The following is a 26070-nucleotide window of genomic DNA, read 5'->3' on the forward strand; positions in this document are numbered from 1 at the left end:
GCTCCGTCTCGAGGCGTTCACTGACAGGAAGGCCCGCCCCGACGAGAGTGCCGGCGAGCAGCAGAGCTGTGCGTGAGCAGTGCGGCGGCGGTGATGCCCGCCACACGGCGCTCATCCTATTCACACCTCGGCGGCGAAACGGCGGTTTGGCGGCCCTCGGTGGCGAGCCCGGCCGCCGTCGATGTCGGCGGTGACGGCTACCGTGGTCGGGTGGAGATGACGTGGACGACCCACAACGGTCTGGCCGGGATCCGGGACCGGCTGCCCGACGACTCCACCCTCCGCGCCACCTTCGGCGCGCCCACCGTCGAGCGCGGCCTCGACTACGCCGCGCGCGGCCGGGTGCAGCGGCTGCAGGTGGAGACCGGCGGCCGGCTGCTGTACGGCACCGTCGCCGGTTCCGGCGGTCGGCCGTACCAGACGGTCGTCGTCCTCGACGGCGCGCTGGGGGTCTCCAGCTCGTGCACGTGCCCCGTCGGCGCCGCCTGCAAGCACGGCGTCGCGGTGCTCGCCGCGGCCCGGGACCGCGCCTCCTCCGCCGCCCGGTCGGCCGGCCAGTCGGACTGGGAGCGGGCGCTGGCCGCCGTTGTCGGACCGGCGAACGAGCACGACGCCGGGACTCCCCTCGGGCTGCAGTTCGAGTACATCACCGGCCGCCACGGACCCACCCGCGACTCCTCCGCCCGGCGGGTGCGGATCCGCCCGGTGGTGCAGGGCAAGACCGGCCGCTGGGTGATGGCCGGCATCGCGTGGCGCGACATCCAGCACGCCTACCGGTACAGCGGGCACGTCGGCGAGCACGTCGAGGCGCTCAAGGCACTCATCGGCACCTGGGACGCCAGCCGCTCCTACGGCTCCGCCGACCCCAACGTCTTCCTCGACGACTTCGGCCCCGCGCTGTGGCCGCTGCTGCGCGACGTCGTCCACGCCGGCGTCGAGCTGATCCCGCACAAGAGCATCACCGGTCCGGTGCTGCTCTCCGAGGCATCGGCGGAGCTCGGCCTCGACCTCACCCGCCACCGGGTGCTCGACGGCACCTCGATGGCCGGCACCGCCACGGTCGGCCCGCTGCTCGCCGGTCCCGCCGCGCTGAGCATCGTCGGGCGGCCCGCCCACGGCGTCGTCGTCGACGTCGCCGCCGCGGACGTCGTCCCCGGGCACGACGGCGCCGCCCCGGCCCTCGCCACCCGCGCGGGCATCCTGCTCGCGCCGCTGGCGAGGCGGCTGAGCAGCCAGGCCTCCGACGTGGTGTCCGCGGCTCCGGTGCGTATCCCACCAGCCGACCTCGACCGGTTCCGCCGCGAGTTCTACCCCCAGCTGCGCGGCGTCGTGCCGGTCGGCTCGAGCGACGGCTCGGTCGACCTGCCGCAGATCACGCCACCGACCCTCCTGCTGCGCCTGAGCTACGGGCACCACCTCGAGCTCGAGTGGTTCTTCCGGTACGACGTCGAGGGCACCGTCACCGGGGTGCCGATCGACGCCGCCGAGGACGACGCCGGCCCGCCGCGCGACCCGCACGGCGAGGACCGGTTGCTCGCCGGCCTCGACCTGCCTACCGACCTGCTGCCGCAGCTGCGGGCGGCGCCGCCGGGCGTCGGGCCCGCCGCGCGACTGCGGTTGTCGGCGCTGTCGGCGGCGGCGTTCACCGAGGACGTCCTGCCTCGGCTGCGGCACAGCCCCGATCTCGTCGTCGAGACCGTCGGCGAGGTTCCCGATTACAAGCTCTCGCACGCCACCCCGGTCATCGAGGTCTCGGCGACCGACACCGACGACGCCGACTGGTTCGACCTCGGGGTGCGCGTCCAGCTCGACGGCGAGCAGGTGCCGTTCCGTGAGCTGTTCCGGGCGCTGGCCGCCGGCGACACCCACCTCATGCTCCTCTCCGGCACCTACTTCGCCATCGACCGGCCGGAGTTCGACCAGCTGCGCCGGCTCATCGCCGAGGCCTCCGACCTCCAGGACACCCGGCCCGAGGACGGCCTTCGGGTCTCCGCCTTCCAGACCGGGCTGTGGGAGGAGCTCGCCGAGCTCGGCGTCGTGGCCGAGCAGAGCACCCGGTGGCAGCAGACCGTCGCCCGGCTCACCGCCGGCGACGACCTCGTCGAGGCCGAGCTACCGGCCGGCGTCAACGCCACGCTGCGGCCCTACCAGCTCGACGGCTACCGATGGCTGAGCATGCTGTGGCAGGCGGGGCTGGGCGGCGTGCTCGCCGACGACATGGGCCTGGGCAAGACCCTGCAGACCCTCGCGGCGATCGCCCGGGAGAAGGAGACCGGCCGGCTCACCGCACCGGTGCTCGTCGTCGCGCCCACGTCAGTCGTCGGCGGCTGGGCCAGCGAGGCCGCCCGCTTCACCCCGGGTCTGCGGGTGGTGACCATCGGACGCAGCGCCGGCGCCGCCCGTCGCACGCTGGCGGACAAGGTCGGGGACGCCGACGTCGTCATCACGTCCTACGCGCTGCTGCGGATCGACTTCGACTCCTACGACTCGCTCGACTGGAGCGCGCTCGTGCTCGACGAGGCCCAGTTCGTCAAGAACTACCAGGCCAAGACCTACCAGTGCGCCCGGCGGCTGCGCGCCCGGTTCAAGCTGGCGATCACCGGCACCCCGCTGGAGAACAGCCTGATGGACCTGTGGTCGCTGATGTCGATCGCCGCGCCCGGGGTGTTCCCCGACCCCAAGCGGTTCACCGAGACCTACCGCAAGCCGATCGAGCGCGGCGAGGGCGACGAGCAGCTCGCGACGCTGCGCCGCCGGATCGCGCCCTTCATCCGCCGCCGGACCAAGGAGGAGGTCGCCCCCGAGCTGCCGGAGAAGCAGGAGCACATCCTCACCGTCACGCTCAACGACCGGCACCGCAAGATCTACGACACCCACCTGCAGCAGGAGCGTCGCAAGATCCTCGGGCTCGTCGACGAGCTCGACAAGAACCGGTTCACCATCTTCCGGTCGCTCACGCTGCTGCGGCAGCTGAGCCTGGACCCCGGACTGGTCGACGAGAAGTACGCCGACGTCAGCTCCAGCAAGGCCGACGCCTTCATGGAGCACCTCGAGGAGGTCATCGCCGAGGGCCACCGTGCACTGGTCTTCAGCCAGTTCACCGGGTTCCTCGCCACAGTCCGGGCCCGGCTCGAGGCCGACGGCGTCGACTACGCGTACCTCGACGGCCGCAGCACGCAGCGGGCCCGGCGGATCAACGAGTTCAAGACCGGCGAGGCACCGGTGTTCCTCATCAGCCTCAAGGCCGGCGGCTTCGGTCTCAACCTCACCGAGGCCGACTATGTCTTCATGCTGGACCCGTGGTGGAACCCGGCCGTCGAGGCGCAGGCGGTCGACCGCACCCACCGCATCGGGCAGGACCGCAAGGTGATGGTCTACCGGCTGGTCGCCGAGGGCACCATCGAGGAGAAGGTGATGGCCCTCAAGGAGCGCAAGCAGAACCTGTTCGACCAGGTCATGGGCGACGACGCGCTACTCTCCGCGCCGCTGACCGCCGACGACATCCGCGACCTCCTCGCCGGCTAACCCGCACCCTCCGTCACCGACAGCAGACTTGTCACCGACAGCGGGATTGTCACCGACAGCAGGATTGTCACCGACAGCAGGATTGTCACCCAGAGCAGACTTGTCACCGACAGCGGGATTGTCGCCCACAGAGCGGGATTGTCCACCAACGGCTGCGGACAATCCCGCTCTCGGCGAAGGGGGCGATCGTCCCGCGGACCCGCCGGGCCGGCTAGAGCTCGGGCTGGGCGTCGCGGAGCTTGCGGCTGAGCCGGCCGAGCTGGGTGAGCTCCGCCTCGCTCAGCGCGGCGCCGACGTACCGGCGGATCGAGCGCACGTGCCGGCGGCCGATCTCCCGCTGCAGGGTGGCCCCCGCCTCGGTCAGCGCGACGACGACGCCGCGGGCATCGCCGGGAGCCGAGCGGCGCTCGACCAGGCCACGGTCGGCGAGGCGGTCGACCATCCGGCTCAGGCTCGGCTGGCTCAGCATGATGAGGTCGTTGAGCCGCCGCATCCGCATCGCACCGCCGTCGCCCAGGCTGAGCTGGAACAGCACGTCGTACTCGCGCGACGTCAGCGGGGTGAAGTCGTCGTTCGCCTCGAACCGGCGCATGAGGGTCACCTGAGCGCGGAACAGCTCCTCCCACGACTCAGCGGCCAGTCGGGTCATCGATGTCCCGGCGTCGCCGTGGCGTGGCCGCCCCGCGTCCGTCCCCATGCAACCTCCAGAGTCGACCTCCGATGCTAGCGCCCACTGGCACCCTGCCCCGCCTCGCCCCGGGTGGGCCTGCCCACCCGGCCCGCTCGACCCGCTCGACCCTCCGCAACATGATGAGTTGATAGAATCATCAAGTCGCCATCTGATTCGGAAAGGATCCCGTGCCCACCACCGCAGTCCCCTCCCCCGACGGCGCGCAGCGAGCGGCGCAGCCGCCGGACATCCGCACCCCGATCTACGAGATCAAGGCCGAGCTGTTCAAGGCGCTCGGGCACCCGGTGCGCATCCGCACGCTCGAGCTGCTCACCAGCGGCGCGCAGCCGGTGAGCGCGCTCATCGCCGACATCGGGATCGAGGCGTCCCACCTGTCCCAGCACCTCGCCGTGCTGCGCCGAGCGCAGGTGGTCACGACGCAGCGCAGCGGGAACGTCGTCACGTACACGCTGGCCGATCCCTGCATCGCGGAACTGCTCGACGCGGCCAAGGCCTTCCTCCTCCACCGCCTCGCCGCGACCAGCACCGCGCTCGCCGACCTCACCGCCGCCGAGCCGGACCAATGACCCTCTACGCCAGTCGGTCGCGCGGCCACCGGGTACGCGACCTCGTCCGCACCAGCCGAGAGCTGCTGCCCCAGCGCAGCGACTACGCCGCCCTGCCACGGTCGTGGCGCGGCGACCTCCTCGCCGGGCTGACCGTCGGGATCGTCGCCCTGCCGTTGGCGCTGGGCTTCGGAGTGGCGTCGGGCGTCGGCGCCACCGCGGGACTCATCACCGCGATCGTCGCCGGCTTCGTCGCGGCGGTCTTCGGCGGGTCCCACCTGCAGGTCTCCGGGCCCACCGGGGCGATGACCGTCATCCTCATCCCGGTCGTCGCCCGGTACGGAGCCGAGTCGGTGTTCGCGCTGTCGATCCTCGCGGGCATCATCATCATCGCCATGGGGATCGCCGGCATGGGCCGGCTGGTCGACGTCATCCCGTGGCCGGTGATCGAAGGCTTCAGCCTCGGCATCGGCGTCATCATCTTCCTCCAGCAGGTACCGCTGGCCCTGGACGTACCCAAGCCCGACGGCGAGAACGCCGGCCTCGTCGCGCTCGAGACGCTGCGGATCACCGAGTGGGGACCGGCAGTGACACCGCTGCTGGTGACCGCCGCCGTCGTCGTGATGATGTTCGGGCTCTCGTGGTGGCGGCGCACGCTGCCCGGCTCGCTCATCGCGATCGCCGCCGCCACCCTCGCCGCCGAGCTGCTCGACCTCGACGTCGCGCGGATCGGTGCGCTGCCCGACTCCCTCCCCACGCCGTCGATCCCCGCCTTCGACGCTGCCGCGCTCGCCACCCTGCTGCCGTCGGCGTTCGCGATCGCCGCGCTGGCCGCGCTCGAGAGTCTCATCTCCGCGCGCATCGCCGACGGCATGGTCGACGACGTCCGCCCGACCCACACCAACCGGGAGCTCGTCGGGCAGGGGATGGCCAACGTCGCCTCGGGCATCTTCGGTGGGATGCCCGCGACCGGTGCCCTCGCTCGTACCGCGGTCAACGTCCGCGGCGGCGCGAAGACCCGGCTGGCGGCGGCGAGCCACGCCGTCGTGCTCGTGCTCGTCGTGCTGCTCGCCACGCCGGTCGTCGCCCTCATCCCGATGTCGGCGCTTGCCGGCGTCCTCATGGTGACCGCGCTGCGGATGATCGACCTGCGCACCGCCCGCGCGATCATCCGCTCGGCGCGGTCCGAGGCGGCGGTCTTTCTCCTCACCGTCGGGGTGACGGTGGTCTTCGACCTCATCGTCGCGGTGCAAGTAGGGGTCGCCACCGCCGCGTTCCTCGCGCTGCGGGCGATATCGCGCGTCTCCGGGGTCCGTCGGGACCCGCTGGACGACGACGTCGCGGAGCCGTCGCCGCTCGACGACCGCATCGCGGTCTACCGCTTCCACGGGGCGCTCTACTTCGGCGCCACCAGGCAGTTCCTCGACGAGGTCACCGCGGTCGACGACGTCGAGGTGGTCGTCCTCGCGCTCGGCGACATCCGGGTGATGGACGCCTCGGGGGCCAACGCGCTCCAGGAGATCATCACTGACCTCCAGGGCCGGGGCGTCACCGTGCTGCTCAAGGGGCTCGACCGCAACCAGCTCCGCACCGCCAGCGCCGTCGGGGTGATCGCCGCGCTCGGCACCGAGGAGCACTACTTCGCCGACCTCCGGGCGGCAGTCACCCACGCCCGGACCCACGTGGCGCACGCCGACGGCGACGCCCCGGGGCAGCTCGGGTGCGCCGAGCCCAGCCGGCTACGCTGACCTACCCGGGCAGGTCAACCGTGGCCAACCGCGCCGGGTCGGCGAGGACGTCCAACCGGGTGATCCGGCCGCCGGTGATCTCGAACGCCATCAGCGACAGGACTCGGCCGCCGTCGACCGCCATCACCCCGGGGCGACCGTCGATGAGCACCGGCACCGCGCGGGCCGCCACCGCGGCGAAGCCAGCCGCCTGCCGGGCGAGCTGCTGAGCGCCGCTGATCACCCGGGTGCCACCCGCGCCCGCGTCCGAGGTGAGCACGACGTCGTCGTCGAGGAGCGCGACCAGCGCACTGAGGTCGCCGCCCTGGACGGCGGCCAGCCAGGCGTCGACGACGCGCCGGTGCCAGGCCCGGTCCGCGCGCACCGTCGGCGGGGCGCCGCGCACCCGCCGTCGGGCCCGGGAAGCGAGCTGGCGGGCGGCCGCCGGGGTGCGGTCGAGCACCGTCGCGATCTCCTCGAACGGCCGGCCGAAGACGTCGTGGAGCACGAACGCCAGCCGTTCCGCCGGGCCGAGCGTGTCGAGCACGACGAGCAGCGCGACGCCGACGGCGTCCTGCCGGCTGATCTCCTCCTCCGGGTTCCCGGTGTCGGTCACCGGCTCCTGCCACGGCTCGATCTGCCATGCCCGCTCTCGCCGACGCGCGGCGCTTCGCAGGTGGTCGAGCGCGAGCCGTGACACCACGGTGGTCAGCCAGGCATCGAGGTTGCGGATCGTGCTGGCATCGGTGCGGTCCAGCCGGAGCCACGCCTCCTGGACGACGTCCTCGGCCACGCTCGGCGAGCCCACGAGCTGGTGGGCCACCGCCCGCAGCCGGCCACGCTGCGCCTCGAACTGGATCGCCAGCTGTTGCCGGTCGGTCATCTGCCCATCCTCTCGCTCGCGGGCTGCGGTCACCAGGTCGACGTCGCCGGGGCGACGGATGTGACGGCGTGTCACATCCGCCCCCCGTCCGCCGTCGACCTGGCAGCACCACCACCTCGGGTGGGCACCGCCGGCACCGCCGGCCGGAAACCGAACGGAGACCGCACCATGGCACCTGTCATCCTCGTCACCGGGGGCACCGGCGCGCTCGGCAGCCACGTGCTGCCACTGCTGACCGCCGCCGGCCACCAAGTTCGCGTCCTCAGCCGCCGACCGCACGAGCCGCTCCCCGGCGTCGAGTACGTGGTCGCAGACCTCCTGCACGACGACGACGGCGCGGTCACCGCCGCGGTCGACGGCGTGGACACCGTCCTCCACCTCGCCGGCGGGCCTCGCGGCGACGACCGGGCGACCGCCACCCTCGCCCGGGCGGCCGCCGCCGCCGGGGTGAGCCACGTCGTCGCCATCTCGGTGATCGGCGCGGACCCGGTGCCGCTGGGGTACTTCCGGGCCAAGCTCGGCGCCGAGCAGGCGGTCGCCGGCGCCGGTGTGCCGTGGACGGTGCTGCGCGCCGCGCAGTTCCACGACCTCGTGCTCACCGCGGTGCGGTCGATGACCCGGCTGCCGGTGGTCCCCGCGCCCGGCGGGCTCCGCTTCCAGCCGGTCGACGCCCGCGACGTCGGGCAGCGGCTGGTCCAGCTCACCCTGGGCCCGCCGGCGGGCCGGGTCCGTGACCTCGCCGGCCCGCGTGACTACGCAGTCACCGAGCTGACCCGTGGCTATCTCGAGGCGCAGGGCCGGCAGCGCCCTCACCTGCCGGTGCGGATCCCCGGCCGGGCGGGACGCGCCTACCGCGCCGGGGACAACCTCAACCTCGACACCGCCGACCGCGGCAGCCGTTCGTGGGAGGACTTCCTCGCGGCGCGGGTCGACGCCGGCCACCGGGTGGGCTGAGGTCCGGGGCTCGTGGCCGCCGCGGCACCGTAGTGTGGCGCCATGAGCACCGTCTTCTCCAAGATCATCGCCGGCGACATCCCCGGCAACTTCGTGTGGGCCGACGACGTCTGCGTCGTCTTCGCCACCATCGCGCCGATCACCGACGGCCACATGCTGGTGGTGCCACGCGAGGAGATCGTGCAGTTCACCGACGCCAGCGACGACCTGCTGCGTCACCTCGTCGTCGTCGCCAAGACGGTTGGCCGCGCTCAGCAGGTCGCCTGGGACGCGCCGCGCGCCGCCATCCTCGTCGCCGGCTTCGAGGTGCCGCACCTGCACGTGCACGTGCTGCCCGCGTGGGACGAGCAGTCACTGACCTTCGCCAACGCCCGGCCGGACGTCGCGGGCGAGGACCTCGAGGCCGCCGCCGAGCGGGTCCGGGCCGCGCTGCGCGACGCCGGCCACGGCGTCAACATCCCCGCCGAGCTGGGCTCGCCCTCGCTCGACTAACGTCCGCGTCGACAAGTCGGCTGTCGGTGACAAGTCGGCTGTCGGTGACAAGTCTGCTGTCGGCGACAAGTCTGCTCTCGGCGACAAGTCTGCTCTCGGCGACAAGTCTGCTGTCGGGGACAAGTCTGCTGTCGGGGACAAGTCTGCTGTCGGGGACAATCCCGCTCTCGGGGACAAGTCTGCTGTCGGCGGGAGGGGTCAGGCGGGGGTGGGGGTGATCCAGATGGCGGCGACTGCGCCGTCGCCGAGGTCCACGCGGCTCGGGCTGGCGCCGTCGATCGTGACGTCCACGCTGATCGTGCCCACCTGCGGCCGGGTCTCGACGACCGCCAGCCGGGCGTCGAGCCGGACGCCGACGTCGGCGAGGTGCCGCAGCACCTGCGGCTCGGCGTCCGAGATCCGCGCCACCATGCCGGAGCCGCCGGCTGGCACCGCGGCCAGCGGCACCGCTGCAGGGACCTGCACCACGCCGTCGCGGGTCGGGATCGGGTCGCCGTGCGGGTCGCGCGTCGGGTGGCCGAGCAGCGCGTCCACCCGGTCGACGAGCAGGTCGGACACCGCGTGCTCGAGCACCTCGGCCTCGTCGTGGACCTCGTCCCAGGCGTAGCCGAGGTGCTCGACGAGCAACGTCTCGATGAGCCGGTGGCGGCGCACCATCGCCAGCGCCGCGCGACGCCCGGTCTCGGTCAGCGTGATGACGCCGTAGCGCTCGTGGTGGACCAGGCCCTCGGTGGACAGCCGCCGGACCGTCTGGGACACCGTCGAGGCGGCCACCCCCAGCCGTCCGGCGAGCGCGCTCACGCTCATCCCCGCCTCGCCCCACTCACCGGCGGCGTAGATGAGCTTGAGGTAGTCCTGGGCGACGTTGGAGTCCGGCAGCGTCACAGCATCAGCGCCCACTGGTCCCAGAAGGCCACGACGACGAGGCCGACGACGATGACGTACCAGGCCACGATGATCAGCGCCCGCTCCTGGGCGACGAACCGTCGCAGCCCGTCCGGCGCCGGCAGGTGCCCGGCCTGCAGCCCGCGGGCGAGGACGTTGACGACGATCGGGATCGTCACCACCCAGACAACCACGCAGTACGGGCACAGCCCGCGCAGCTCGACGAGCGCCTGGTACTGGAACCAGCCCAGCGACAGCCCGGCGAGGACCGATCCGGCCATCAGCGCCACCCAGTAGGGCCGCGGCAGCCGGCCACCGCCGAGCAGCGCGAGCCCGCTGGCCAGCACCACCGCGAACGCGATCGTTCCCAGCAGCGCGTTGGGGATGCCGAGCGCGGCCGCCTGCGGGCTGAGGATGAAGCTGCCGCAGCCGACGATCGGGTTGATGTCGCAGGCGAGGTCCGCGTTCGGGTCCGCCAGCAGCGCCCGCTCGGAGAGCACGAGCATCACCGAGGCCCACAGCCCGATGGCCCCGCCGATGGTCAGCAGCCACGCCAGCCCACGACCGGATCCGCCGGCGAGCTGGTGCTCGGTGGGTCGGGTCCGGTCGAGGACGGCCAGCTCGCGTTCCTCCGGGAGCAGCTCGTCCTCGACTGCCGCCGACTGGTTGGCGGGTGGTGGCTGGTGGCTCACTTCGGCTCCGTCCTCGTGCTCGGCGTCGGACGGCGCCGCGGCGCGCGACCCGGTCGCCCGGCCTCTATCGTGGACGGCCATTATGGACCGCCGGCGGGGTGCCGGCGGGCGCGCGCCCGGACGTGTCGCCGGTGGCCGGCGTCGGATCGGGCTCCGGCTGCGGCGTCGGGACGCGGTACCAGCGCCCCAGCGTCACGTCGCCGGCGGTGTCCACGGTGATCACCCGGTAGTCCATCGGCTCACCGCGCCCGACGTCGTAGCGCAGCACGGTCAGCTCGGCGGCGCCGTTGAGCGGGCCGACGGTCAGCCCGCCGGCGGCGCCACCGCTGCTCGCGCTGACGTACCGCACGCCGAGGTCGGCGACCTCCGGTCCCAGCCGCCGGTGCCAGTGCCCCGACACCGTCAGCCCGGCGCACCCGGCGGCAGCAGTCGGCTCGGCGGCGCGCGGGTTGTGCACCAGCAGGATGTCGATCGGGTCGTCGTCCTCCACGGCGCGGCAGGCGCGGTCGGCCAGCCGGCTGCCGAGCTCGGGGATCGTCTCGTCGCGCTCGGACTGGGTGCCCTCGCCGATCGCGGTGAGCGTGGGGTCGGTGTCACCGAGGATCCGGACCCCGGCGACCTCCACCGGGTCCCCGGAGAGGACGGTGTAGCCGGCGTCGGCCATCTGGTCGGCGGTGACGACCGAGTCGTGGTTGCCGGTCGACACCACGAGCGGGAGGTCGTCCGGCAGCGCGCCGGCGAAGGCGTTGACGCAGTAGGACTCCACCGACGTCCCGCTCATCACGGTGTCGCCGCCGTCGAGCACCGCGCTCGCGCCGCTGAGCCGGGCGGCGTCGGCGATCACCGACGCCATGCCGACGTTGCAGTGCAGGTCGCTCACCACCAGCAGCGTCACCGGCTCGCTGCGCGCCGGCGCGGCCGGGGTGACGGCGTCGGCGGCATCCGCCCGGGGTGCGTCGTCGCCGTCGGCCTCGGCTTGGGCGTCGGCGGCGGCCTGGGCATCGGCGGCGTCGGCGTCGGCGGCTTGGTCGTCGTCGTCGGGCTGGCCCGGCGCGTCGGTCGGCGTCTCAGGCGCGGTCTCGCCGTCCGCGGGCGGCTCCTCGGCATCGGCCGATGCCGCCTCGGTGTCGACGGGCGCCGGGCTGACGATCGGGATCGACGGCGGACGCAGCGGGGCACGGTCCGTGTCGTAGGCCGCCGCCAGGTTCGCCCGCACCTCGCCGTAGAACGCCTCGTTCTCGTCGTAGGCGTCGACGAGGTAGCCGCCGTAGGTGTCGATGAGCTGGGCCATCCGGCCCGTCATGCGCAGGTCGGCGAGCGGCGTGCCGGCCAGCGAGCTGATCGTCGTGCCCGTCGGTGGCCGGTCGCGCACGACCTCGGCGACCGGCATCGCCACCAGGCTGACGACGAGGGCGCCCGCCAGCGGCAGCACACCCGGCCGGCGGGCCGCGGTAGTGATCTCGCTGCGCAGCAGTCCCCGGGAGGCGAACCGGCCCACCGAGATGAGAAGCAGCAGGACCGACCAGGCGACGGCGGCGCGCCCGACCGCGTCGCGCACGAGCATGGTGGCGGCCTCGGCGATCGCGGCCTCGGGCTGGGAGGCGACCTGCGCGTAGGCGGCGAAGTCCCCGGCGAGACCCGTGACCGGGCTGGTCGGCACCGCCGTCAGCTCGACCGGGATCTCCTCGACGACCACCGACACGCCGAGCGGCCACGGCAGCGGGGAGTCGAGCAGCACCGAGCCCAGCGGGCCGAGGTCGATGACGACCTCGTGCTGCGGGGTCACCGAGTAGTGCGCCCGGTGGGGACCGAGCGAGGAGTCCGCCGACGCCGTGAACAGCCCGAACCCGACGGCGACGAGCAGCGTGACGGCCCCTGCCAGGCTCGTGCGCACCACGCGCCGCGTCGTCGTCGTCTGGCGGTGCCACCAGCCCCAACGGCGCCACGGCACGCGGCGCCTCGGCGGTGGCGGATCGGTGGGCTCATCGTGCGTCGACATCACCGCCATTGTCGCCGACCGAGGTGGCGGCCGCTGCCGCAGACACAGGGCGGACCGGCGTTCGCGCGCCAGGACCGCGCCGATGTGGTTCGCTCGGACCGACAGCGTTCGCGCGGACCAGACCCAGGAGCAGGCCGATGGGCGAAGAGATCTCGGGTACCGCCTTCAGCCGGGCGGACCATGCGCGCTACCGCGCCAAGGTCCAGCAGTGCCTCGACACGCTGGAGCACATGCTCGAGACCGGGGTGTTCGTCGAGGACGAGTGGCGCACCGGCCTGGAGATCGAGCTCAACCTCGCCGACAGCGAGATGCGGCCCTTCCTCGACAACGCCACCGTGCTCGAGCGGATCGACGACCCGCTGTACACCACCGAGCTCGGCAAGTTCACCATCGAGCTCAACGTCGAGCCCCGGCGCATCGACGGCCAGTCGCTGCAGCAGCTCGAGGCCGCGCTGCGCAAGAACCTCAACCGCGCCCGCGACCGGGCCGGTGACGCCGGCGCCGAGCTGGTGATGATCGGGACGCTGCCGACGCTGCCGGTACCGCCCGAGGACCGTGCCTGGTTCAGCGACAGCGACCGGTACCGTGCCTTGGACGACGCCGTCATGAGCTCGCGTCGGGAGGACATCACGTTGAGCATCGGCGGCGCCGAGCCGCTGTCGCTCACCGTGGACTCCATCGCCGCCGAGGCCGCCTGCACGTCCACGCAGTTCCACCTGCAGGTGACCCCGGAGCGCTACGCGGCCTACTGGAACGCCGCGCAGCTGCTTGCCGGCCCGCAGCTGGCGCTCGGCGCGAACTCCCCGTTCCTGTTCGGCCACCACCTGCAGGCCGAGACCCGCATCGAGGCCTTCCTGCAGTCCACCGACACCCGCTCCCCCGAGCTGCGCAACCAGGGGGTGCGGCCCCGGGTGTTCTTCGGCGACCGGTGGATCACCTCGATCTTCGACCTGTTCGAGGAGAACGTGCACTACTTCCCGGCGCTGCTGCCGGTGAGCTCCGAGGAGGACCCGGCCGAGGTGCTCGCCGCCGGCGGCACGCCGTCGCTCGCCGAGCTCCGGCTGCACAACGGCACCATCTACCGGTGGAACCGGCCGATCTACGACGTCCAGGACGGCCGGCCGCACCTGCGGGTGGAGAACCGGGTGCTCCCCGCGGGGCCGAGCGTCGTCGACACCCTCGCCAACGCGGCATTCTTCTACGGCGCGATCGTCGAGCTCGTCACCGACGAGCGGCCGTTGTGGTCGCGGATGTCATTCGACGCCGCCCGGGAGAACTTCGAGAACGCCGCCCGCGATGGCATCACGACCACCTTCTACTGGCCGGGCATGGGCGAGGTGCCGGCCGACGAGCTCGTGCTGCGGCGGCTGCTGCCGCTGGCCTCGCGCGGGCTCGAGCGGCTCGGCGTCGACTCCCGGGTGGCGGGGCGCTACCTCGACATCATCGAGGCCCGCGCCCGGCTGCAGCGCAACGGCGCCACCTGGCAGGTGGCCGCCGTGCGCGGTCTCCAGGCCCGCGGCAGCGACCGCGAGGAGGCGCTGCGCCTCATGCTCGCCGAGTACGTCCACGCGATGCACTCCGGCGAGCCGGTCCACACCTGGGACGTCCCCTGATCACCCGCCCCGCCCGCCAGCCCCACCAGCCCCGCCCAGATCTGGTATCTCATACCGAGACCGGACGTTTCGTCGTCCCCCAGCGCCGAGATACCAGATCTCGGCCCAAGACGGGGCGCGGGGGTGGGGTCAGCTGCGGGTGGCGCTCAGGGTGTCGAGGAACTCTTGCAGCTCGCCGTAGGCGTTCAGCAGGCCGGAGGTGCGGCCCCGCAGCTCGGTGTAGGTGGCCACGTCGGCGTCGCTGACCACGATCGGGTCGTCGACCCCGCCCGGCGGGGCGAGCGCCGCCAGCCCGGCCGTGAGCGAGTCCGCCTGGCCGGTGGCGAGCATCGCCAGCACCGCGGAGCCGAGCGCGGAGCCCTCGGCGTCGTCGGTCGGCACGACCGGCCGGCCCAGTGACGCGGCCATGACCTCGCGCCACAGCTCGGAGCGGAACGCCCCGCCGGTGACGCGCACCTGCGACACCGGCGCGACGCCGTCGAGCACGTCGACGATGTCGGCCATCTGCCGGCAGACGCCCTCGAGCGCCGCCCGCAGGAAGTGCTCGCGGCCGTGCGCGCTGCGCACCCCGAGGTAGGCGCCGGTGAGGTCCGGGTCCCACAGCGGGGCCCGCTCCCCCAGCAGGTAGGGCAGCATGACCAGGCCGTCGCTGCCCACCGGGGCCTGCGCGGCCAGCGCCAGTACGAGCGGGTCGCGCTCCGGGCCGGCTGGCAGGTCGGCGGCGTACACGTCACCGGCCCACCGCATGACGACCCCGCCGTTGCTCATCGCGCCGCCGACCACCCAGGTGTCGTCGGTCAGCGCGTAGCAGAACAGTGCGCCGCTCTCGGCGAACCGCGGCTCGGGCACCGCGATGCGGACCGCGCCGCTGGTGCCCATCGACAGCCCCGCGACGCCGGGCTCGATGGCGCCGGTGCCGAGGTTGCCGAGCGGCCCGTCGGTCGCCCCGACGTTGACCGGGGTGCCGGCCGGCAGCCCGATCCGGGCACCCGCCGCGGGCGAGAGGTCGAGCAGCGCCGTCGTCGGCAGCACGTCGGGCAGCTGCTCGCGGGAGATCCCCGCCAGCTCGAGCGACGACGGCGCCCAGTCCCGGGCGTGGACGTCGAGCAGCCCGGAGGCCGACGCCGTCGACAGCTCGGTGACGAGCCTGCCGGTGAGGTGCAGCAGCACGAGGTCCTTGAGCCCCACCCAGTGACGCACCCGGGCGGCGGTCTCCCGGTCGTGCCGGGCGAACCACATGAGCTTGACCAGCGGGCTCATCGGGTGGACCGGGGTGCCCGACAGCCGCAGCAGCTCGCGCGCCCGACCGGCCTGGCGCAGCCCGCGGGCCTCGGCGTGGCCCCGGGTGTCGGCCCAGGTGATGATGTCGGTCAGCGGCCGCAGGTCCTCGTCCAGCCCCACCAGGCCGTGCATGGCCGAGCCGACGCCGATGACGCCGACCTCCCGGCCCTGGCAGCCGGCGACCGCCTCAGCGAGCGCCTCGTCGACGGCGCGCAGCACCATGGCGGGGTCCTGGACCTGCCACCGCGGCTGCGGCTCGCTGAGCCGGTACTCCCGGAACGCGGAGAGGCGCCAGCTGGACTCGGGGTCCACGACGACCGCTTTGGTCGTCGTGGTGCCCACGTCAAGGCCGATGATGAGACTCATGGGCTCAGTGTGCCGACTTCGCGTCGGCGCCGCTGGTCAGCATCGTCAGGTCGTCGACGACGGCGGCGGTCAGCTCCGCGTCGCCGCCGATGCCGAGGCGCTCGAGCACCGCGACGACGGCGTCGGCCAGCTCACCGGCAGCAGTCTCCTGCCAGCTCTCCCCCGCGACGTCGTTCACCGGGGCGCCCAGCCCGCGCAGGTGCCCGATCCAGGCAGCCAGCGCACGCGCGGCCCCGGACGGCAGCCGCCCGGCGGCGCGCTCGCCCTTGACGACCGGGACGATCCGGACCGGGATCTTCTGCGAGCCGTCCGCCGCGATCCGCGACAGCACGTCGCGCATCCGCGGGTTCTCGAAGCGCTCGGTCAGTGCGGCGCGGTAGGCCACGACGTCGTCCGCCGGGACCTGGAGGTTCGGCGCGGCGTCGTCCCACAGCTCCTCGACCCAGCCGCGGCAGCGCGGGTCGTTCATCGCCTCGACGACGGTCTCGTGACCCACGATGGTCGCGGCGTACGCCATGAGCGAGTGGGCGCCGTTGAGCAGCAGCAGCTTGCGCTGCTCGTAGGCCTCGACCTCGTCGACCAGCGACACCCCGGCGTCCTCCCAGCGGGGACGGCCGGCGGGGAACGTGCCGCTGACCACCCACTCGCTGAACGGCTCGGTCACCACCGGGGAGGCGTCCTCGACGCCCAGCTGCTCCCGGACGGTCTCGCGGTCGGCGTCGGTGGCGGCCGGCGTGATGCGGTCGACCATCGAGGTGGCGAAGTCGACGTTCTCGTCGATCCACGGCAGCAGGTCGGGGGCGATCTCGGCCGCGAGGTCACGGACCACGCGCTCGACGACGGCGCCGTTGCCCGGCAGGTTGTCGCACGACAGCAGCGTGATCGGGCCGGCCTCGGCGGCCTGGCGGGCCAGCAGCCCGGCGACGAGCCGGCCGGGGGTCGTGGTGACCGCCCCGGTGACGTCGTCCTGGAGCGTCGCGACATCGGCGACGACGTCGGCGTTCGCCAGGTCGAGCCCGCCGTCGGCGCCGCGCAGGTAGCCGGCCTCGGTGACCGTCATGGTGATGATCGCGACATCACTGTCGCGCAGGTAGTCGAGGTAGGCGAGGTGGTCGCTGGCGGTGTGCACCGCGCTGACCGAGGGGATGACCTGGAGGTCGTCGCCGTCGGCCTGTCGCACGATGAGCGTGTACAGGCCGTCCTGCGGGGCGAGCGCCCGGGCGGCGTCGGGGCGCCGGCCGGTGAAGGCGGCGATCCCCCACTCCGCGGCGTCGGGCGCGTTGGCGGTGTACCAGGCCTGGTGGGCGCGGAAGAAGTTGCCCAGGCCGAGGTGGACGATGCGTACCGGCGCAGGCTGCTGGTCGGGGCGGCGGGAGAGTCGTTCGGTCACAGCTTGAACACCTTCTTGGGGATCGTTGCCACGAGGTCGTGGGCGACAGCCATCGCCTCGTCCTCGTTCAGCCGGTGCTCGACGACGAGCTGGGCGAGATAGCCGGCGTCGAGCCGGCGTGACATGTCGTGGCGGGTGGGGATGGACAGGAACGCGCGGGTGTCGTCGATGAACCCCGACGTCCGGTAGAAGCCGGCGGTCTCGGTGACCGCGCCGCGGAACCGGCGGATCGCCTCGGGTGCGTCGATGAACCACCACGGGACGCCGACGTACATCGAGCTGTAGAAGCCGGCCATCGGGGCGAGCTCGCGGGAGAACACCGTCTCGTCGATGGTGAAGACGACGAGGTTGAGGTTCGGGTGGTTCCCGTACCGGCCGAGCAGCGGCTGCAGTGCCTTGGTGAACTCCACACCCACCGGGATGTCCGAGCCGGCGTCCGCGCCGAAGTCGGCGAAGTTCTGCGGGTCGTGGTTGCGGTGGACGCCGTGGTGCAGCGTCATCACCAGCCCGTCGTCGCAGGCCATCCGCGCGGTCTCGCTCATCATGTGGCGGCGGAACGCGACGGTCTCGGCGGTGCTCGCCTCGCCGCGCAGCGCGGCGTCGTAGATGCGGGCCGCCTCGGACTCCTCGAGCGGCTCGGTGCCGGCGTCGAGGTGGGAGTGGTCGGTGGAGACGCCGCCGTTGTCCTTGAAGTACCGGCGGCGGTTCTCCAGGGCGGTGATGTAGCCGGCGTAGGAGCCGGTGTCGACACCGGCGACCTCGCCGAGCTGGCCGGCCAGCGTCGGCCAGTCCGCTCGGGCGAGCTCGAAGAAGCGGTCCGGCCGGAAGGTCGGCAGCACCCGGCCGGTGAACGTCGGGTCGGCGGCGAGCGCCTGGTGCGGGGCGAGGTCGTCCAGCGGGTCGTCGGTGGTCGCGAGGATCTCGATGCCGAAGCTGTCGAACAGTGCCCGGGGACGGAACTCGGGGCGGGTGAGCGCCTCGGCGATCTGGTCGTAGATGGCGTCCGAGGTGGCGGCGCTGGGCACCTCGGTGATACCGAAGACGTCGGCGAAGGTGGTGTCGAACCAGTACTTCACCGGGGTGCCGCGGAACAGGTAGTAGTTCTCGCAGAGGATCCGCCACGCCTTTCGCGCGCCGGCCTCGTCGAGCTGGACCGGGCCGTTCGGGCCCCGGCCGAGGTCGCTCAGCGACGCACCGTTGGCGTGGAGCATCCGCAGGACATAGTGGTCGGGCTGCAGCAGCAGGTTCGCGGGGTCGGAGAACGGCTGGTTCTCGGTCAGCCACTGCGGCGGGACATGGCTGTGCGGCGAGATGATGGGCAGGCCCTTGACGCTGTCATAGAGCCGGCGGGCCACCTCCCGGGTCTCGGGCGGAGCAGGCAACAGCCTGTCGGGGTGGACAGAGAGTCTGGGGTTCGGATCGGCGGCCATTGCCTCATCGTCCCGATGGCGGCAAGGCATGGCAACCGGGTTGCCATGCGTTGCCACCTGCTCCGGGCGGGTTCTTGGAAATCTCGGCCGCACCGCCGGTGAAGGGCGCCATCATGGGCGTCGACCGACTACCGTCGGTGCCATGACGTGGTTCAAGGAAGAGGCCCGGTTCATCACCCGGCCGCAGATCGAGTCGATGTGTGACCGTCTCCTCGACGAGGCCAAGGAGCGCCTCGGTATCGCGGAGTACCGCCGGGTGCTGCTGCTGCCGCCCGACCTCACGAGGGCCCACTCCGGCACCGGCTGGATGACCGAGTACCTCTACAACACCCTCGACGCCGCCGGGGTGGAGGTGCACGTCATCCCCACACTGGGCCAGCACGTGCCTCACACCCGCGCCGACAACGAGTGGATGTTCGGCTCCATCCCCGAGGAGCGGATCCACGCCCACGACTGGAAGGACGGCGTGACGAACGTCGGCACCGTGCCGGCGGAGTTCGTCCGTGAGCAGACCGGCGGGGCGGTGGACTGGGAGATGCCGGTCGACCTCAACACCATGCTCGTCACCGAGCAGTGGGACCTGATCATCAACGTCGGGCACGTCGTGCCGCACGAGGTGCTCGGCTTCGCCAACCACAACAAGAACTACTTCATCGGCCTGGGCGGCAAGCGGCTGCTCGGCGCCTCGCACATGGCCTCGGCGGTCTACGGCATCGAGAACAACCTCGGCAACCTGCTGACCCCGGTGCGGGCCTGCTTCAACTACGCCGAGGACCATTTCCTCGGTCACCTGCCCGACGTCTACCTGCAGGTCGTCATGGACTACGACGACGACGGCAAGCTGGCCCACACCGGCGTCTACGTCGGGGACGACCTCGAGACGTACTTCGACGCCGCTCGTGCCTCGCGGGAGCAGAACTTCACCGAGTTCGACGAGCCGGTGAAGAAGATGGTCGCCGTCATGCAGGCCGACGAGTTCCGCGCCACCTGGGTGGCCAACAAGGCGGTCTACCGCACCCGGATGGCGATCGCCGACGGCGGTGAGCTGCTGGTCATCGCTCCGGGTGTCGAGCGCTTCGGCGAGCAGCAGGAGGTCGACGACCTCATCCGCAAGTACGGCTACATCTCCCAGGCCGAGGCGCTGCGGCTGTTCCAGACCGAGGCCGACATGCAGGACATCCCGCACGGGACGGCACACCTGCCGCACGGCTCGGCCGAAGGCCGGTTCACCATCACCTACGCCCCGGGGCACCTGAGCCGCGAGGACATCGAGTCGGTCGGCTACCAGTACATGGACGTCGACGAGGCGCTGCGCCGCTACGACCCCGCCGTGATGAAGGACGGCTGGAACACCATGCCCGACGGCGAGGAGGTCTTCTACATCTCCACCCCGTCCGCCGGCCTGTGGTCGACCAAGGAGAAGCTCGACCAGCGCGCCACCCACGAACGCCACCAGCCCTAACCCCCAAACTCGTCCGCGACAGCCGACTTGTCACCGACAGCTGGATTGTCACCCACAGCAGACTTGTCACCGACAGCAGACTTGTCACCCACAGCAGGATCGTCGCCGACAGCCGACTTGTCACCGACAGCCGACTTGTCACCGACAGCTGGATTGTCACCGACAGCTGGATTGTCACCGACAGCTGGATTGTCCGCACGCCTGGGCCATTCGTTCGACGGCTGAGAGTGGCCCCCACCACGACGTCACCAGTGGGTGCGGACCGCCGCAACTCTCGTGGGCAATCCTGCTCTCGCGGACAAGTCGGCTGTCGCGGACAATCCTGCTCTCGCGGACAAGTCGGCTGTCGCGGACAAGTCGGCTGTCGGGGACAATCCCGCTGTCGCGGACAAGTCGGCTGTCGGGGACAATCCCGCTGTCGAGGACAAGTCGGCTGGCGGGGTGACGAAGGGCCCGCCAGCGGGTGCTGGCGGGCCCTCCTGACCTCAGGTCAGTGTCGGTCGAGCGGGAGTGCTCAGGCCGCGTTCGTCATCGCTCGGCGACGGATGGCCACGAAGGCTCCACCGAGCGCGAGCAGTGCCACGACAGCCAGGGCGACCCAGCTGCCGATCTCGGCACCGGTCGAGGGCAGCGAGCCACCCGGAGCGGCGGCGTCGTCCGAGCCGTCGTCGGTCGGGTCGGTGGCGCCGTTGTCGTCGCCGTCGCCGTCATCGCCCGGGATGGTGGGCTCCGTCGTCGTCGGCTCCTCCGTGGTGGGCTCCTCGGTCGTGGGCTCCGCGGTGGGCTCCTCGACGTCGTCCTCGTAGGTCAGGCCGAAGCCGAACGGGTAGAGGGCGCCGTCGTCGGTGTCGTCGTAGCCCGGGGCGTCGGGAGCCTGCTGGATGATCGCCTCCGGGGTGCCGGCCAGCGCGAAGGGCATCTTGCCCTGCGGCGCGTAGTCACCCGACAGCACGTCGAGCAGCGCGGAGTCGGTCATGCCGAAGCCGGCGAGGATCGCACCGGCGTCCCGCAGGCCGCTCTCGACGTCAAGGACGTAGGGCTGGCGGAAGTAGACGTGGAGGACGACCTTGCTCGGGTCGTCGACCTCGTTCATCACCTGCTGGATCGTGTCGAGCGAGGGGATGACCTCCCACGACTCGGCGGCCTGCATGCCGGTGAAGTCGAGCGTGCTCGACTCCCACGGGTAGGCGCCGCCGAAGCGCAGACCGCTGTCGGTGCAGCTGGCGTCCTCGTCGATGGAGCAGACGTCCGCCGCGCCCCAGAGGCTCTCGCCGTCCAGGCCGGTGATGCCGTCGATGATGCTCGGGTTGATGCCGTGCTCGGGATTGAGGCCGGAGTCCGGGCTGTTGCTCACGTAGTCCCCGCCGCGAGCGGCGGCCGTCATCGAGATGAGGACGTAGTCGCTGTCCTCGGCGCTCGGGCGGGTCTCGCCCTCCTCGACATTGCCGTTGGTGACGTCGTAGCCGCGAGCGGCGACGGTCTCCTCGGTGAAGTCACCGAGGATGTAGACGTCCGAGCCGTCCTCCAGGGGCAGCACCGGGCCGGCCTCGGTCTCCTCGTTCTGCAGGAGCACGAGGGACTCGCGCTGCAGGTCGACACCCACGGCGCGGTGCTCGTCGGAACCGATCGTCGTGGTGGCGAGGTCCGGGTCGACGTAGGGGTTCTCGAACAGCCCCATGTCGAACAGCGGCTCGAGCAGGCGCGCGGCGGCCTCGTCGATGCGCTCCACGGTAAGCAGGTCTGCCTCAACGAGGTCGATGATCACCTGGACCTCGTTGAAGCCGGAGAGCGTCTCGGTGCCACCGTTGATCGCGGCCGCGACGCGCTCGGGGACGGTGTTGCCCTCGAGGCCCCAGGCGCGGTCATTGATGATGCCGGTGTCGGAGTTGACGTAGCCGGTGAAGCCGAGCTGGTCGCGCAGCAGGCCGTTGACGATGGAGTCGGAGAATGCGAACCCGGTCTCCGGGTAGTTCTCGGTCTCGTTGCCGACCTCCGGCACGTCCACGGGCACGCCGTAGTACGGCATGATCGAGGAGACACCGGCGTCGATGGCCGCCTGGAAGGGCAGGAAGTGCTCCTCGAAGAGCTCGGTCGGGTAGACCTGAGCCTTGCCGAAGGCGTAGTGCGGGTCGAAGCCCAGCTCCTGCGGGCCACCGCCCGGGAAGTGCTTGAGGGTCAGCGCCACGCGGGTCTCGGGGCTCAGTGCCAGACCGTTGTCGGTGAGCTCCTCGCCCTGGAGGGTCTGGACGAGGGTCTCCATGATCGCGGCCGCGTGCTGCGCGTCCTCGGTGAAGGTCTCGTGGGTGCGGTACCAGCGCGGCTCGGTGGAGAGGTCGGCCATGTAGCCGTACATGCCACGCAGGCCGATGGACGCCCACTCGTCACCCATGACGTTCGCGAAGTCCTCGATGACGGACATGTCGCCCGTCGTCGGGTCCTGGCCGGTGGTCAGCGACTCGGCGCCGAGGGCGGCGGCAGCGAGGCCGGCCTCCTTCGGGAAGGCGGTGAAGGCGCCGGCAGCCTCGTTGATGCCCACGCGGGCATCGGGGTCGATGTGGTTGCGGGCGTTGGACTTGAACAGCGCCGGGATACCCAGGCGGGTTGCCTCGCTCATCTCCTGGATGGCGTTGGTGTACTCCGCCGCCTGCGCCGGCGTGATCGTCGCGCCGGACCGGCCACCGCCAGTGGGGCAGTTAGCCTCCGGGGCCACGACGTTCCGGAAGACGAACCGGTTCATGTGCTGGTCGTTGATGAAGTTGTCGGCGTTCTCCGGCACCGCTCCGTCGCACGCCGCGTTGAGCGTGTCGATGAGCATGAGGCCGGCCTTCTCCTCGAGCTCCATCTGGCCAACGAGGTCAGCGACCCGGTCCTCGGTCGACTCGCGCCAGTCCTCGTACACGTCGAGCTCACCGTTGCCGTTGAGGTCACGGAACTGCAGCTCGTCGACCGTGATGTGTGCCTTCGGTCCGTCGCCGAGCTCCGGCTGCCCCGCGGCGGGCTGCCCGACCTGGGCAGTACCGGCGCTGATCCCGACCATGAGGGTCAGCGGCGCGACGGCCACCCCGGCGACGATTGCTCGAAGCCTCCTACGTGGGCTTCTGGACATGGATCTATCCCCTTCACTTAGGTCATCGTTGACTGTCGTCATCGACGTTCCCGCTGCGTCGAACTCACAGCGAGGCGGGTCCGGCCGAAGCCGAACCCGTCATTGACCTGATCCTCACGGTGAGGCACGCAACACGGCGAAGAGTTGCCAGGTGTTGCCAAGAGCACCGGGGATCCGCGGATTCTTGCCTTTCTCACGCCGTCGTCCGTGGACAACTCTGCTGTCACGGTGAGGGGTGGGGGCGAGTGGCGGGGGCGGCGTGGACAAGTCTGCTGTCGCGGTCAGGGGGAATGCAGAACGGGTGGGTTCCGTCAGTTCTGGACTGACGGAACCCACCCGTTCCGGGCGCTAGGGGTGCGCTAGCGCCGGCTAGCGGGGCGCCAGCGGCAGCGCGGAGGGATCAGCGAGATCAGCTCTCGGTCTCGCTGCGGTCGCCGGACCACTCGGTGTGGAAGGTGCCGGCCTTGTCGGTGCGCTGGTAGGTGTGCGCGCCGAAGAAGTCGCGCTGCCCCTGGACGAGGGCTGCGGGCAGACGCTCGGCGCGCACCGTGTCGTAGTAGGCCAGCGCCGCCGAGAAGCCCGGTGCCGGGATGCCGTTGCTGATCGCGTGGGCGATCGCGCCGCGCCACCCGTCCTGGCTGGCAGCCAGTCCGGCCGACACCGACGGAGCCTCGAGCAGCGTCGTCAGGTTGTGCGCCGCGTACTCCGAGCGGATGCGCTCGAGCAGGCGTGCCTGGATGATGCAGCCGGCCCGCCAGATCTTGGCGACCTCGGCGATGTCGATGTCCCAGCCGAACTCCTCGGAGGCCGTGCGGATCTGGTCCAGACCCTGGGCGTAGGCGACGACCTTGGAGGACCACAGCGCCTGACGCACCTGCTCGATCAGCGCGGCGCGGTGCGAGGAGTCGACGCCGTCGCGGTGCGGGCCCTTGAGAGCGCCGCGGGCCGCCTCGCGCAGGGCGGTGTGCCCGGACGTGGAGCGGGCGAAGACCGACTCGGCGATGGTGTTGACCGGCACGCCCAGCTCCAGGGCGATCTGCACGGTCCAGGAGCCGGTGCCCTTCTGCGCAGCGGCGTCGAGGATGACGTCGACGAGCGGCTTGCCGGTCTCGGCGTCCACCTGCCGCAGGACCTCGGCGGTGATCTCGATGAGGTAGGAGTCGAGGTCGCCCTCGTTCCACTCGGTGAAGATGTCGGCGAGCTCGGCGGGCTGGAGACCGGCCGAGCGCAGGATGTCGTAGGCCTCGGCGATGAACTGCATGTCGGCGTACTCGATGCCGTTGTGCACCATCTTGACGAAGTGGCCGGCGCCGTCGGGGCCGATGTGCACGCAGCAGGGCTCGCCCTCGTACTTCGCGGAGATCTTCTCGAGGATCGGGCCGAGGGTCTCGTAGGACTCCGCCGGGCCGCCGGGCATGATGCTGGGGCCGTTGAGCGCGCCCTCCTCGCCGCCGGAGATGCCGGCGCCGACGAAGTGGAGCCCGACGTCGCGCAGGGCCGCCTCCCGGCGGCGGGTGTCCTCGTAGTGGGCGTTGCCGCCGTCGACGACGATGTCCCCTTCCTCCAGCAGCGGGATGAGGGACTCGATGACGGCGTCGGTCGGACCGCCAGCCTTGACCATGATGATCATCTTGCGCGGCCGCTCGAGGCTCGCGACGAACTCCTCGAGCGTCGCGCTCGGCACGAAGGCGCCCTCGTCGCCGTGGGCCGCCATGACCTCGTCGGTCTTGGCGGTGGTGCGGTTGTACAGCGCAACTCCGTACCCGTGGCGAGCGAGGTTCCGTGCGAGGTTGCTCCCCATCACAGCCAGCCCGATGACGCCGATCTGCGCGGTAGCAGTCGCCTCGTGGTCACTCATGTCCAGTTCCTTTCGTACGCGATCATTGCGGAAAATCGTGAGGTGCTGCGTCCAGTATGGCGGCGGTCGGTCGCGGTCGACGGCGGCGACCATCACATGAGCGTGAGCCGGCCGGTGCGGGCCCGGCTCGTCGAGGCGCGCGGCACCAGCTTGACCGGCAGCACCACCGGCTGCTGGGAGGACATCGCCCCGCCGATGATCGCCATGAGGTTGCGCACCGCGGTGCTGCCCTGGAGCGACAGCGGCGACGCCACCGAGGTGAGTGCCGGTCGGGTCAGCGCGCCGGTGCGGCTGTTGTCGAAGCCGACGACGCTGACGTCGCGCGGCACCTCGACCCCCAGCGCCCGCAGGCCGCGGATGAAGCCGATGGCCATGACGTCGTTGAAGGCCACGACGCCGGTCGTGGGGTTGCGTGCCCAGGCCCGCGCCGCCTGCTCGCCACCGGCCGTCGTCGGCTCGTGGGGGCCGACCCGCCGGGTGCGCAGCTCCAGCTCGATGCCCGCCTCCTCCAGGCTGCGCCAGCGCACCCCGTCGGTCCACGACGCCTCCGGACCGCTGAGGTAGGTGACCTCACGGTGCCCGAGCTGCCCGAGGTGCTCGGCCGCCCGCCGCACGCCGCGCGCGGCGTCGGTGAGGACGCTCGGCAGGCCGCGCACCACCCGGTTGAGCACGACGACCGGCCGCTGCTTGGCGAGCACCCGGATGCCCGAGTCCGCCAGCCGGGGGCTGGTGAGGATGAGGCCGTCGACGGCGGGCAGGAACTGCTCGGCGGCGGTGCGCTCGCGCACGTCGCTCTCCCGGGCGTCGACGAGCACCATGGTGTAGCCGGCTGCGTCGGTGGCCTCCTCGGCGCCGCGGATGATGTCGACGAACACCGGGTTGCCGATGTCGGCGACGATCATCGCGATGAGCCGCGAGGGCACCGTCGCGAGGGCCGGCGCCGTCGAGGCACGCTGGTAGCCGAGGGTCGCCGCGGCGGCCCGGACCTTGGCGGCGGTCGCTGCGCTGACCCTTCCCGGGCGGGCCAACGCGCGAGAGACTGTCGACGGAGAGACGCCCGCCGCGAGCGCGACGTCGTAGATCGTCACCGCTCGCGGCGTCTGCACCGGCTCGCTGTCCATGGCGTCACGTTATGGTCGGCGACAAGCAATGGCAACAAGTTGCCATTCGT

Annotated in this window: 21 protein-coding genes; 9 read left to right on the plus strand and 12 right to left on the minus strand. The window is 71.9% G+C overall.

Annotated elements, in window-relative coordinates:
• Positions 1-216 precede the first annotated feature (216 nt).
• Positions 217-3525, plus strand: coding sequence for a DEAD/DEAH box helicase (locus tag V2J52_RS11295; RefSeq protein WP_331228092.1), 3309 nt, complete (start codon positions 217-219; stop codon positions 3523-3525).
• Here V2J52_RS11295 and V2J52_RS11300 read toward each other — a convergent pair.
• Positions 3522-3671, minus strand: a complete 150-nt coding sequence (locus V2J52_RS11300; protein WP_331227816.1) for a hypothetical protein — start codon at positions 3669-3671, stop codon at positions 3522-3524. The genes V2J52_RS11295 and V2J52_RS11300 overlap by 4 nt on opposite strands.
• A gap of 65 nt (positions 3672-3736) precedes the next feature.
• Complete coding sequence (locus V2J52_RS11305) at positions 3737-4174, minus strand: MarR family winged helix-turn-helix transcriptional regulator (protein ID WP_331227817.1); 438 nt, start codon at positions 4172-4174, stop codon at positions 3737-3739.
• Between the two features lie 209 nt (positions 4175-4383).
• Here V2J52_RS11305 and V2J52_RS11310 point away from each other — a divergent pair, with 209 nt between their 5' ends.
• The gene (locus tag V2J52_RS11310; protein WP_331227818.1) at positions 4384-4782 is read left to right on the plus strand and encodes an ArsR/SmtB family transcription factor; all 399 of its coding nucleotides are present in this window, start codon (positions 4384-4386) and stop codon (positions 4780-4782) included.
• Positions 4779-6509, plus strand: a complete 1731-nt coding sequence (locus V2J52_RS11315) for a SulP family inorganic anion transporter (RefSeq protein ID WP_331227819.1) — start codon at positions 4779-4781, stop codon at positions 6507-6509. Before V2J52_RS11310 ends, V2J52_RS11315 begins: the two co-directional genes overlap by 4 nt.
• 1 nt (position 6510) lies before the next feature.
• Here the strand turns inward: V2J52_RS11315 and V2J52_RS11320 are convergent, their stop codons facing one another.
• Positions 6511-7371 carry a sigma-70 family RNA polymerase sigma factor gene (locus V2J52_RS11320; RefSeq protein ID WP_331227820.1) on the minus strand — a complete coding sequence of 287 codons (861 nt, stop codon included), beginning with the start codon at positions 7369-7371 and terminating at the stop codon, positions 6511-6513.
• Positions 7372-7539: 168 nt separating this feature from the next.
• Here V2J52_RS11320 and V2J52_RS11325 point away from each other — a divergent pair, with 168 nt between their 5' ends.
• Genes V2J52_RS11325 through V2J52_RS11335 form a run of 3 tightly spaced genes read left to right on the plus strand, consistent with a single transcriptional unit; the run spans position 7540 to position 9035 of the window.
• Positions 7540-8325, plus strand: a complete 786-nt coding sequence (locus tag V2J52_RS11325) for an SDR family oxidoreductase (RefSeq protein ID WP_331227821.1) — start codon at positions 7540-7542, stop codon at positions 8323-8325.
• A gap of 42 nt (positions 8326-8367) precedes the next feature.
• Positions 8368-8817 (plus strand): HIT family protein, encoded by a 450-nt coding sequence (locus V2J52_RS11330; protein WP_331227822.1) that lies wholly within the window; start codon positions 8368-8370, stop codon positions 8815-8817.
• A gap of 26 nt (positions 8818-8843) precedes the next feature.
• Positions 8844-9035 (plus strand): hypothetical protein, encoded by a 192-nt coding sequence (locus V2J52_RS11335; protein ID WP_331227823.1) that lies wholly within the window; start codon positions 8844-8846, stop codon positions 9033-9035.
• Here V2J52_RS11335 and V2J52_RS11340 read toward each other — a convergent pair.
• The 3 genes from V2J52_RS11340 to V2J52_RS11350 all read right to left on the minus strand — a co-directional run bounded on the left by V2J52_RS11340 (position 9016) and on the right by V2J52_RS11350 (position 12393).
• A complete protein-coding gene (locus V2J52_RS11340) occupies positions 9016-9702 on the minus strand; it encodes a metal-dependent transcriptional regulator (protein ID WP_331227824.1) in 687 nt (228 codons plus the stop codon). The two genes, V2J52_RS11335 and V2J52_RS11340, sit on opposite strands and share 20 nt — an antisense overlap.
• On the minus strand, positions 9699-10394 hold the full coding sequence (locus V2J52_RS11345) for a vitamin K epoxide reductase family protein (RefSeq protein WP_331227825.1): 696 nt from the start codon (positions 10392-10394) through the stop codon (positions 9699-9701). The genes V2J52_RS11340 and V2J52_RS11345 overlap by 4 nt, the downstream gene beginning before the upstream one ends.
• 64 nt (positions 10395-10458) lie before the next feature.
• Positions 10459-12393 carry a metallophosphoesterase family protein gene (locus V2J52_RS11350; RefSeq protein ID WP_331227826.1) on the minus strand — a complete coding sequence of 645 codons (1935 nt, stop codon included), beginning with the start codon at positions 12391-12393 and terminating at the stop codon, positions 10459-10461.
• Positions 12394-12530: 137 nt separating this feature from the next.
• Here V2J52_RS11350 and V2J52_RS11355 point away from each other — a divergent pair, with 137 nt between their 5' ends.
• Positions 12531-14006: a glutamate-cysteine ligase family protein gene (locus V2J52_RS11355; RefSeq protein WP_331227827.1), complete on the plus strand. Its 1476-nt coding sequence runs from the start codon at positions 12531-12533 to the stop codon at positions 14004-14006.
• Between the two features lie 129 nt (positions 14007-14135).
• Here the strand turns inward: V2J52_RS11355 and V2J52_RS11360 are convergent, their stop codons facing one another.
• Genes V2J52_RS11360 through uxaC form a run of 3 tightly spaced genes read right to left on the minus strand, consistent with a single transcriptional unit; the run spans position 14136 to position 18473 of the window.
• Positions 14136-15653 (minus strand): gluconokinase, encoded by a 1518-nt coding sequence (locus V2J52_RS11360; RefSeq protein ID WP_331227828.1) that lies wholly within the window; start codon positions 15651-15653, stop codon positions 14136-14138.
• Between the two features lie 4 nt (positions 15654-15657).
• Complete coding sequence (locus V2J52_RS11365) at positions 15658-17043, minus strand: mannitol dehydrogenase family protein (protein WP_331227829.1); 1386 nt, start codon at positions 17041-17043, stop codon at positions 15658-15660.
• Positions 17040-18473: a glucuronate isomerase gene (gene uxaC / locus V2J52_RS11370; RefSeq protein ID WP_491062121.1), complete on the minus strand. Its 1434-nt coding sequence runs from the start codon at positions 18471-18473 to the stop codon at positions 17040-17042. Before uxaC ends, V2J52_RS11365 begins: the two co-directional genes overlap by 4 nt.
• A gap of 142 nt (positions 18474-18615) precedes the next feature.
• Between uxaC and V2J52_RS11375 the strand changes: the two genes are divergently transcribed.
• Positions 18616-19935, plus strand: a complete 1320-nt coding sequence (locus V2J52_RS11375; RefSeq protein WP_331227831.1) for a nickel-dependent putative hexonate epimerase — start codon at positions 18616-18618, stop codon at positions 19933-19935.
• A 255-nt stretch (positions 19936-20190) separates the two neighbouring features.
• Positions 20191-20418, plus strand: coding sequence for a hypothetical protein (locus V2J52_RS11380; protein WP_331227832.1), 228 nt, complete (start codon positions 20191-20193; stop codon positions 20416-20418).
• Between the two features lie 31 nt (positions 20419-20449).
• On the opposite strand, the gene V2J52_RS11385 is transcribed toward V2J52_RS11380, so the two are convergent.
• The 3 genes from V2J52_RS11385 to V2J52_RS11395 all read right to left on the minus strand — a co-directional run bounded on the left by V2J52_RS11385 (position 20450) and on the right by V2J52_RS11395 (position 26020).
• A complete protein-coding gene (locus tag V2J52_RS11385) occupies positions 20450-23041 on the minus strand; it encodes a glycoside hydrolase family 3 protein (RefSeq protein WP_331227833.1) in 2592 nt (863 codons plus the stop codon).
• Between the two features lie 409 nt (positions 23042-23450).
• On the minus strand, positions 23451-24899 hold the full coding sequence (gene gnd, locus V2J52_RS11390; protein WP_331227834.1) for an NADP-dependent phosphogluconate dehydrogenase: 1449 nt from the start codon (positions 24897-24899) through the stop codon (positions 23451-23453).
• Between the two features lie 92 nt (positions 24900-24991).
• Positions 24992-26020, minus strand: a complete 1029-nt coding sequence (locus tag V2J52_RS11395; RefSeq protein ID WP_331227835.1) for a LacI family DNA-binding transcriptional regulator — start codon at positions 26018-26020, stop codon at positions 24992-24994.
• Positions 26021-26070 lie beyond the last annotated feature (50 nt).

It is taken from the genome of Georgenia sunbinii, from assembly GCF_036421875.1.
In the GTDB taxonomy this organism is placed as follows: domain Bacteria; phylum Actinomycetota; class Actinomycetes; order Actinomycetales; family Actinomycetaceae; genus Georgenia_B; species Georgenia_B sunbinii.

What these genes read in the sequence shown, in the direction of transcription:
- V2J52_RS11295 (WP_331228092.1), top strand. Translation starts at nt 217, where the DNA reads ATGACGTGGACGACCCACAACGGTCTGGCCGGGATCCGGGACCGGCTG.
- V2J52_RS11305 (WP_331227817.1), bottom strand. Translation starts at nt 4,174, where the DNA reads ATGACCCGACTGGCCGCTGAGTCGTGGGAGGAGCTGTTCCGCGCTCAG.
- V2J52_RS11315 (WP_331227819.1), top strand. Translation starts at nt 4,779, where the DNA reads ATGACCCTCTACGCCAGTCGGTCGCGCGGCCACCGGGTACGCGACCTC.
- V2J52_RS11320 (WP_331227820.1), bottom strand. Translation starts at nt 7,371, where the DNA reads ATGACCGACCGGCAACAGCTGGCGATCCAGTTCGAGGCGCAGCGTGGC.
- V2J52_RS11325 (WP_331227821.1), top strand. Translation starts at nt 7,540, where the DNA reads ATGGCACCTGTCATCCTCGTCACCGGGGGCACCGGCGCGCTCGGCAGC.
- V2J52_RS11330 (WP_331227822.1), top strand. Translation starts at nt 8,368, where the DNA reads ATGAGCACCGTCTTCTCCAAGATCATCGCCGGCGACATCCCCGGCAAC.
- V2J52_RS11350 (WP_331227826.1), bottom strand. Translation starts at nt 12,393, where the DNA reads ATGTCGACGCACGATGAGCCCACCGATCCGCCACCGCCGAGGCGCCGC.
- V2J52_RS11355 (WP_331227827.1), top strand. Translation starts at nt 12,531, where the DNA reads ATGGGCGAAGAGATCTCGGGTACCGCCTTCAGCCGGGCGGACCATGCG.
- V2J52_RS11360 (WP_331227828.1), bottom strand. Translation starts at nt 15,653, where the DNA reads ATGAGTCTCATCATCGGCCTTGACGTGGGCACCACGACGACCAAAGCG.
- uxaC (WP_491062121.1), bottom strand. Translation starts at nt 18,473, where the DNA reads ATGGCCGCCGATCCGAACCCCAGACTCTCTGTCCACCCCGACAGGCTG.
- V2J52_RS11375 (WP_331227831.1), top strand. Translation starts at nt 18,616, where the DNA reads ATGACGTGGTTCAAGGAAGAGGCCCGGTTCATCACCCGGCCGCAGATC.
- V2J52_RS11385 (WP_331227833.1), bottom strand. Translation starts at nt 23,041, where the DNA reads ATGTCCAGAAGCCCACGTAGGAGGCTTCGAGCAATCGTCGCCGGGGTG.
- gnd (WP_331227834.1), bottom strand. Translation starts at nt 24,899, where the DNA reads ATGAGTGACCACGAGGCGACTGCTACCGCGCAGATCGGCGTCATCGGG.
- V2J52_RS11395 (WP_331227835.1), bottom strand. Translation starts at nt 26,020, where the DNA reads ATGGACAGCGAGCCGGTGCAGACGCCGCGAGCGGTGACGATCTACGAC.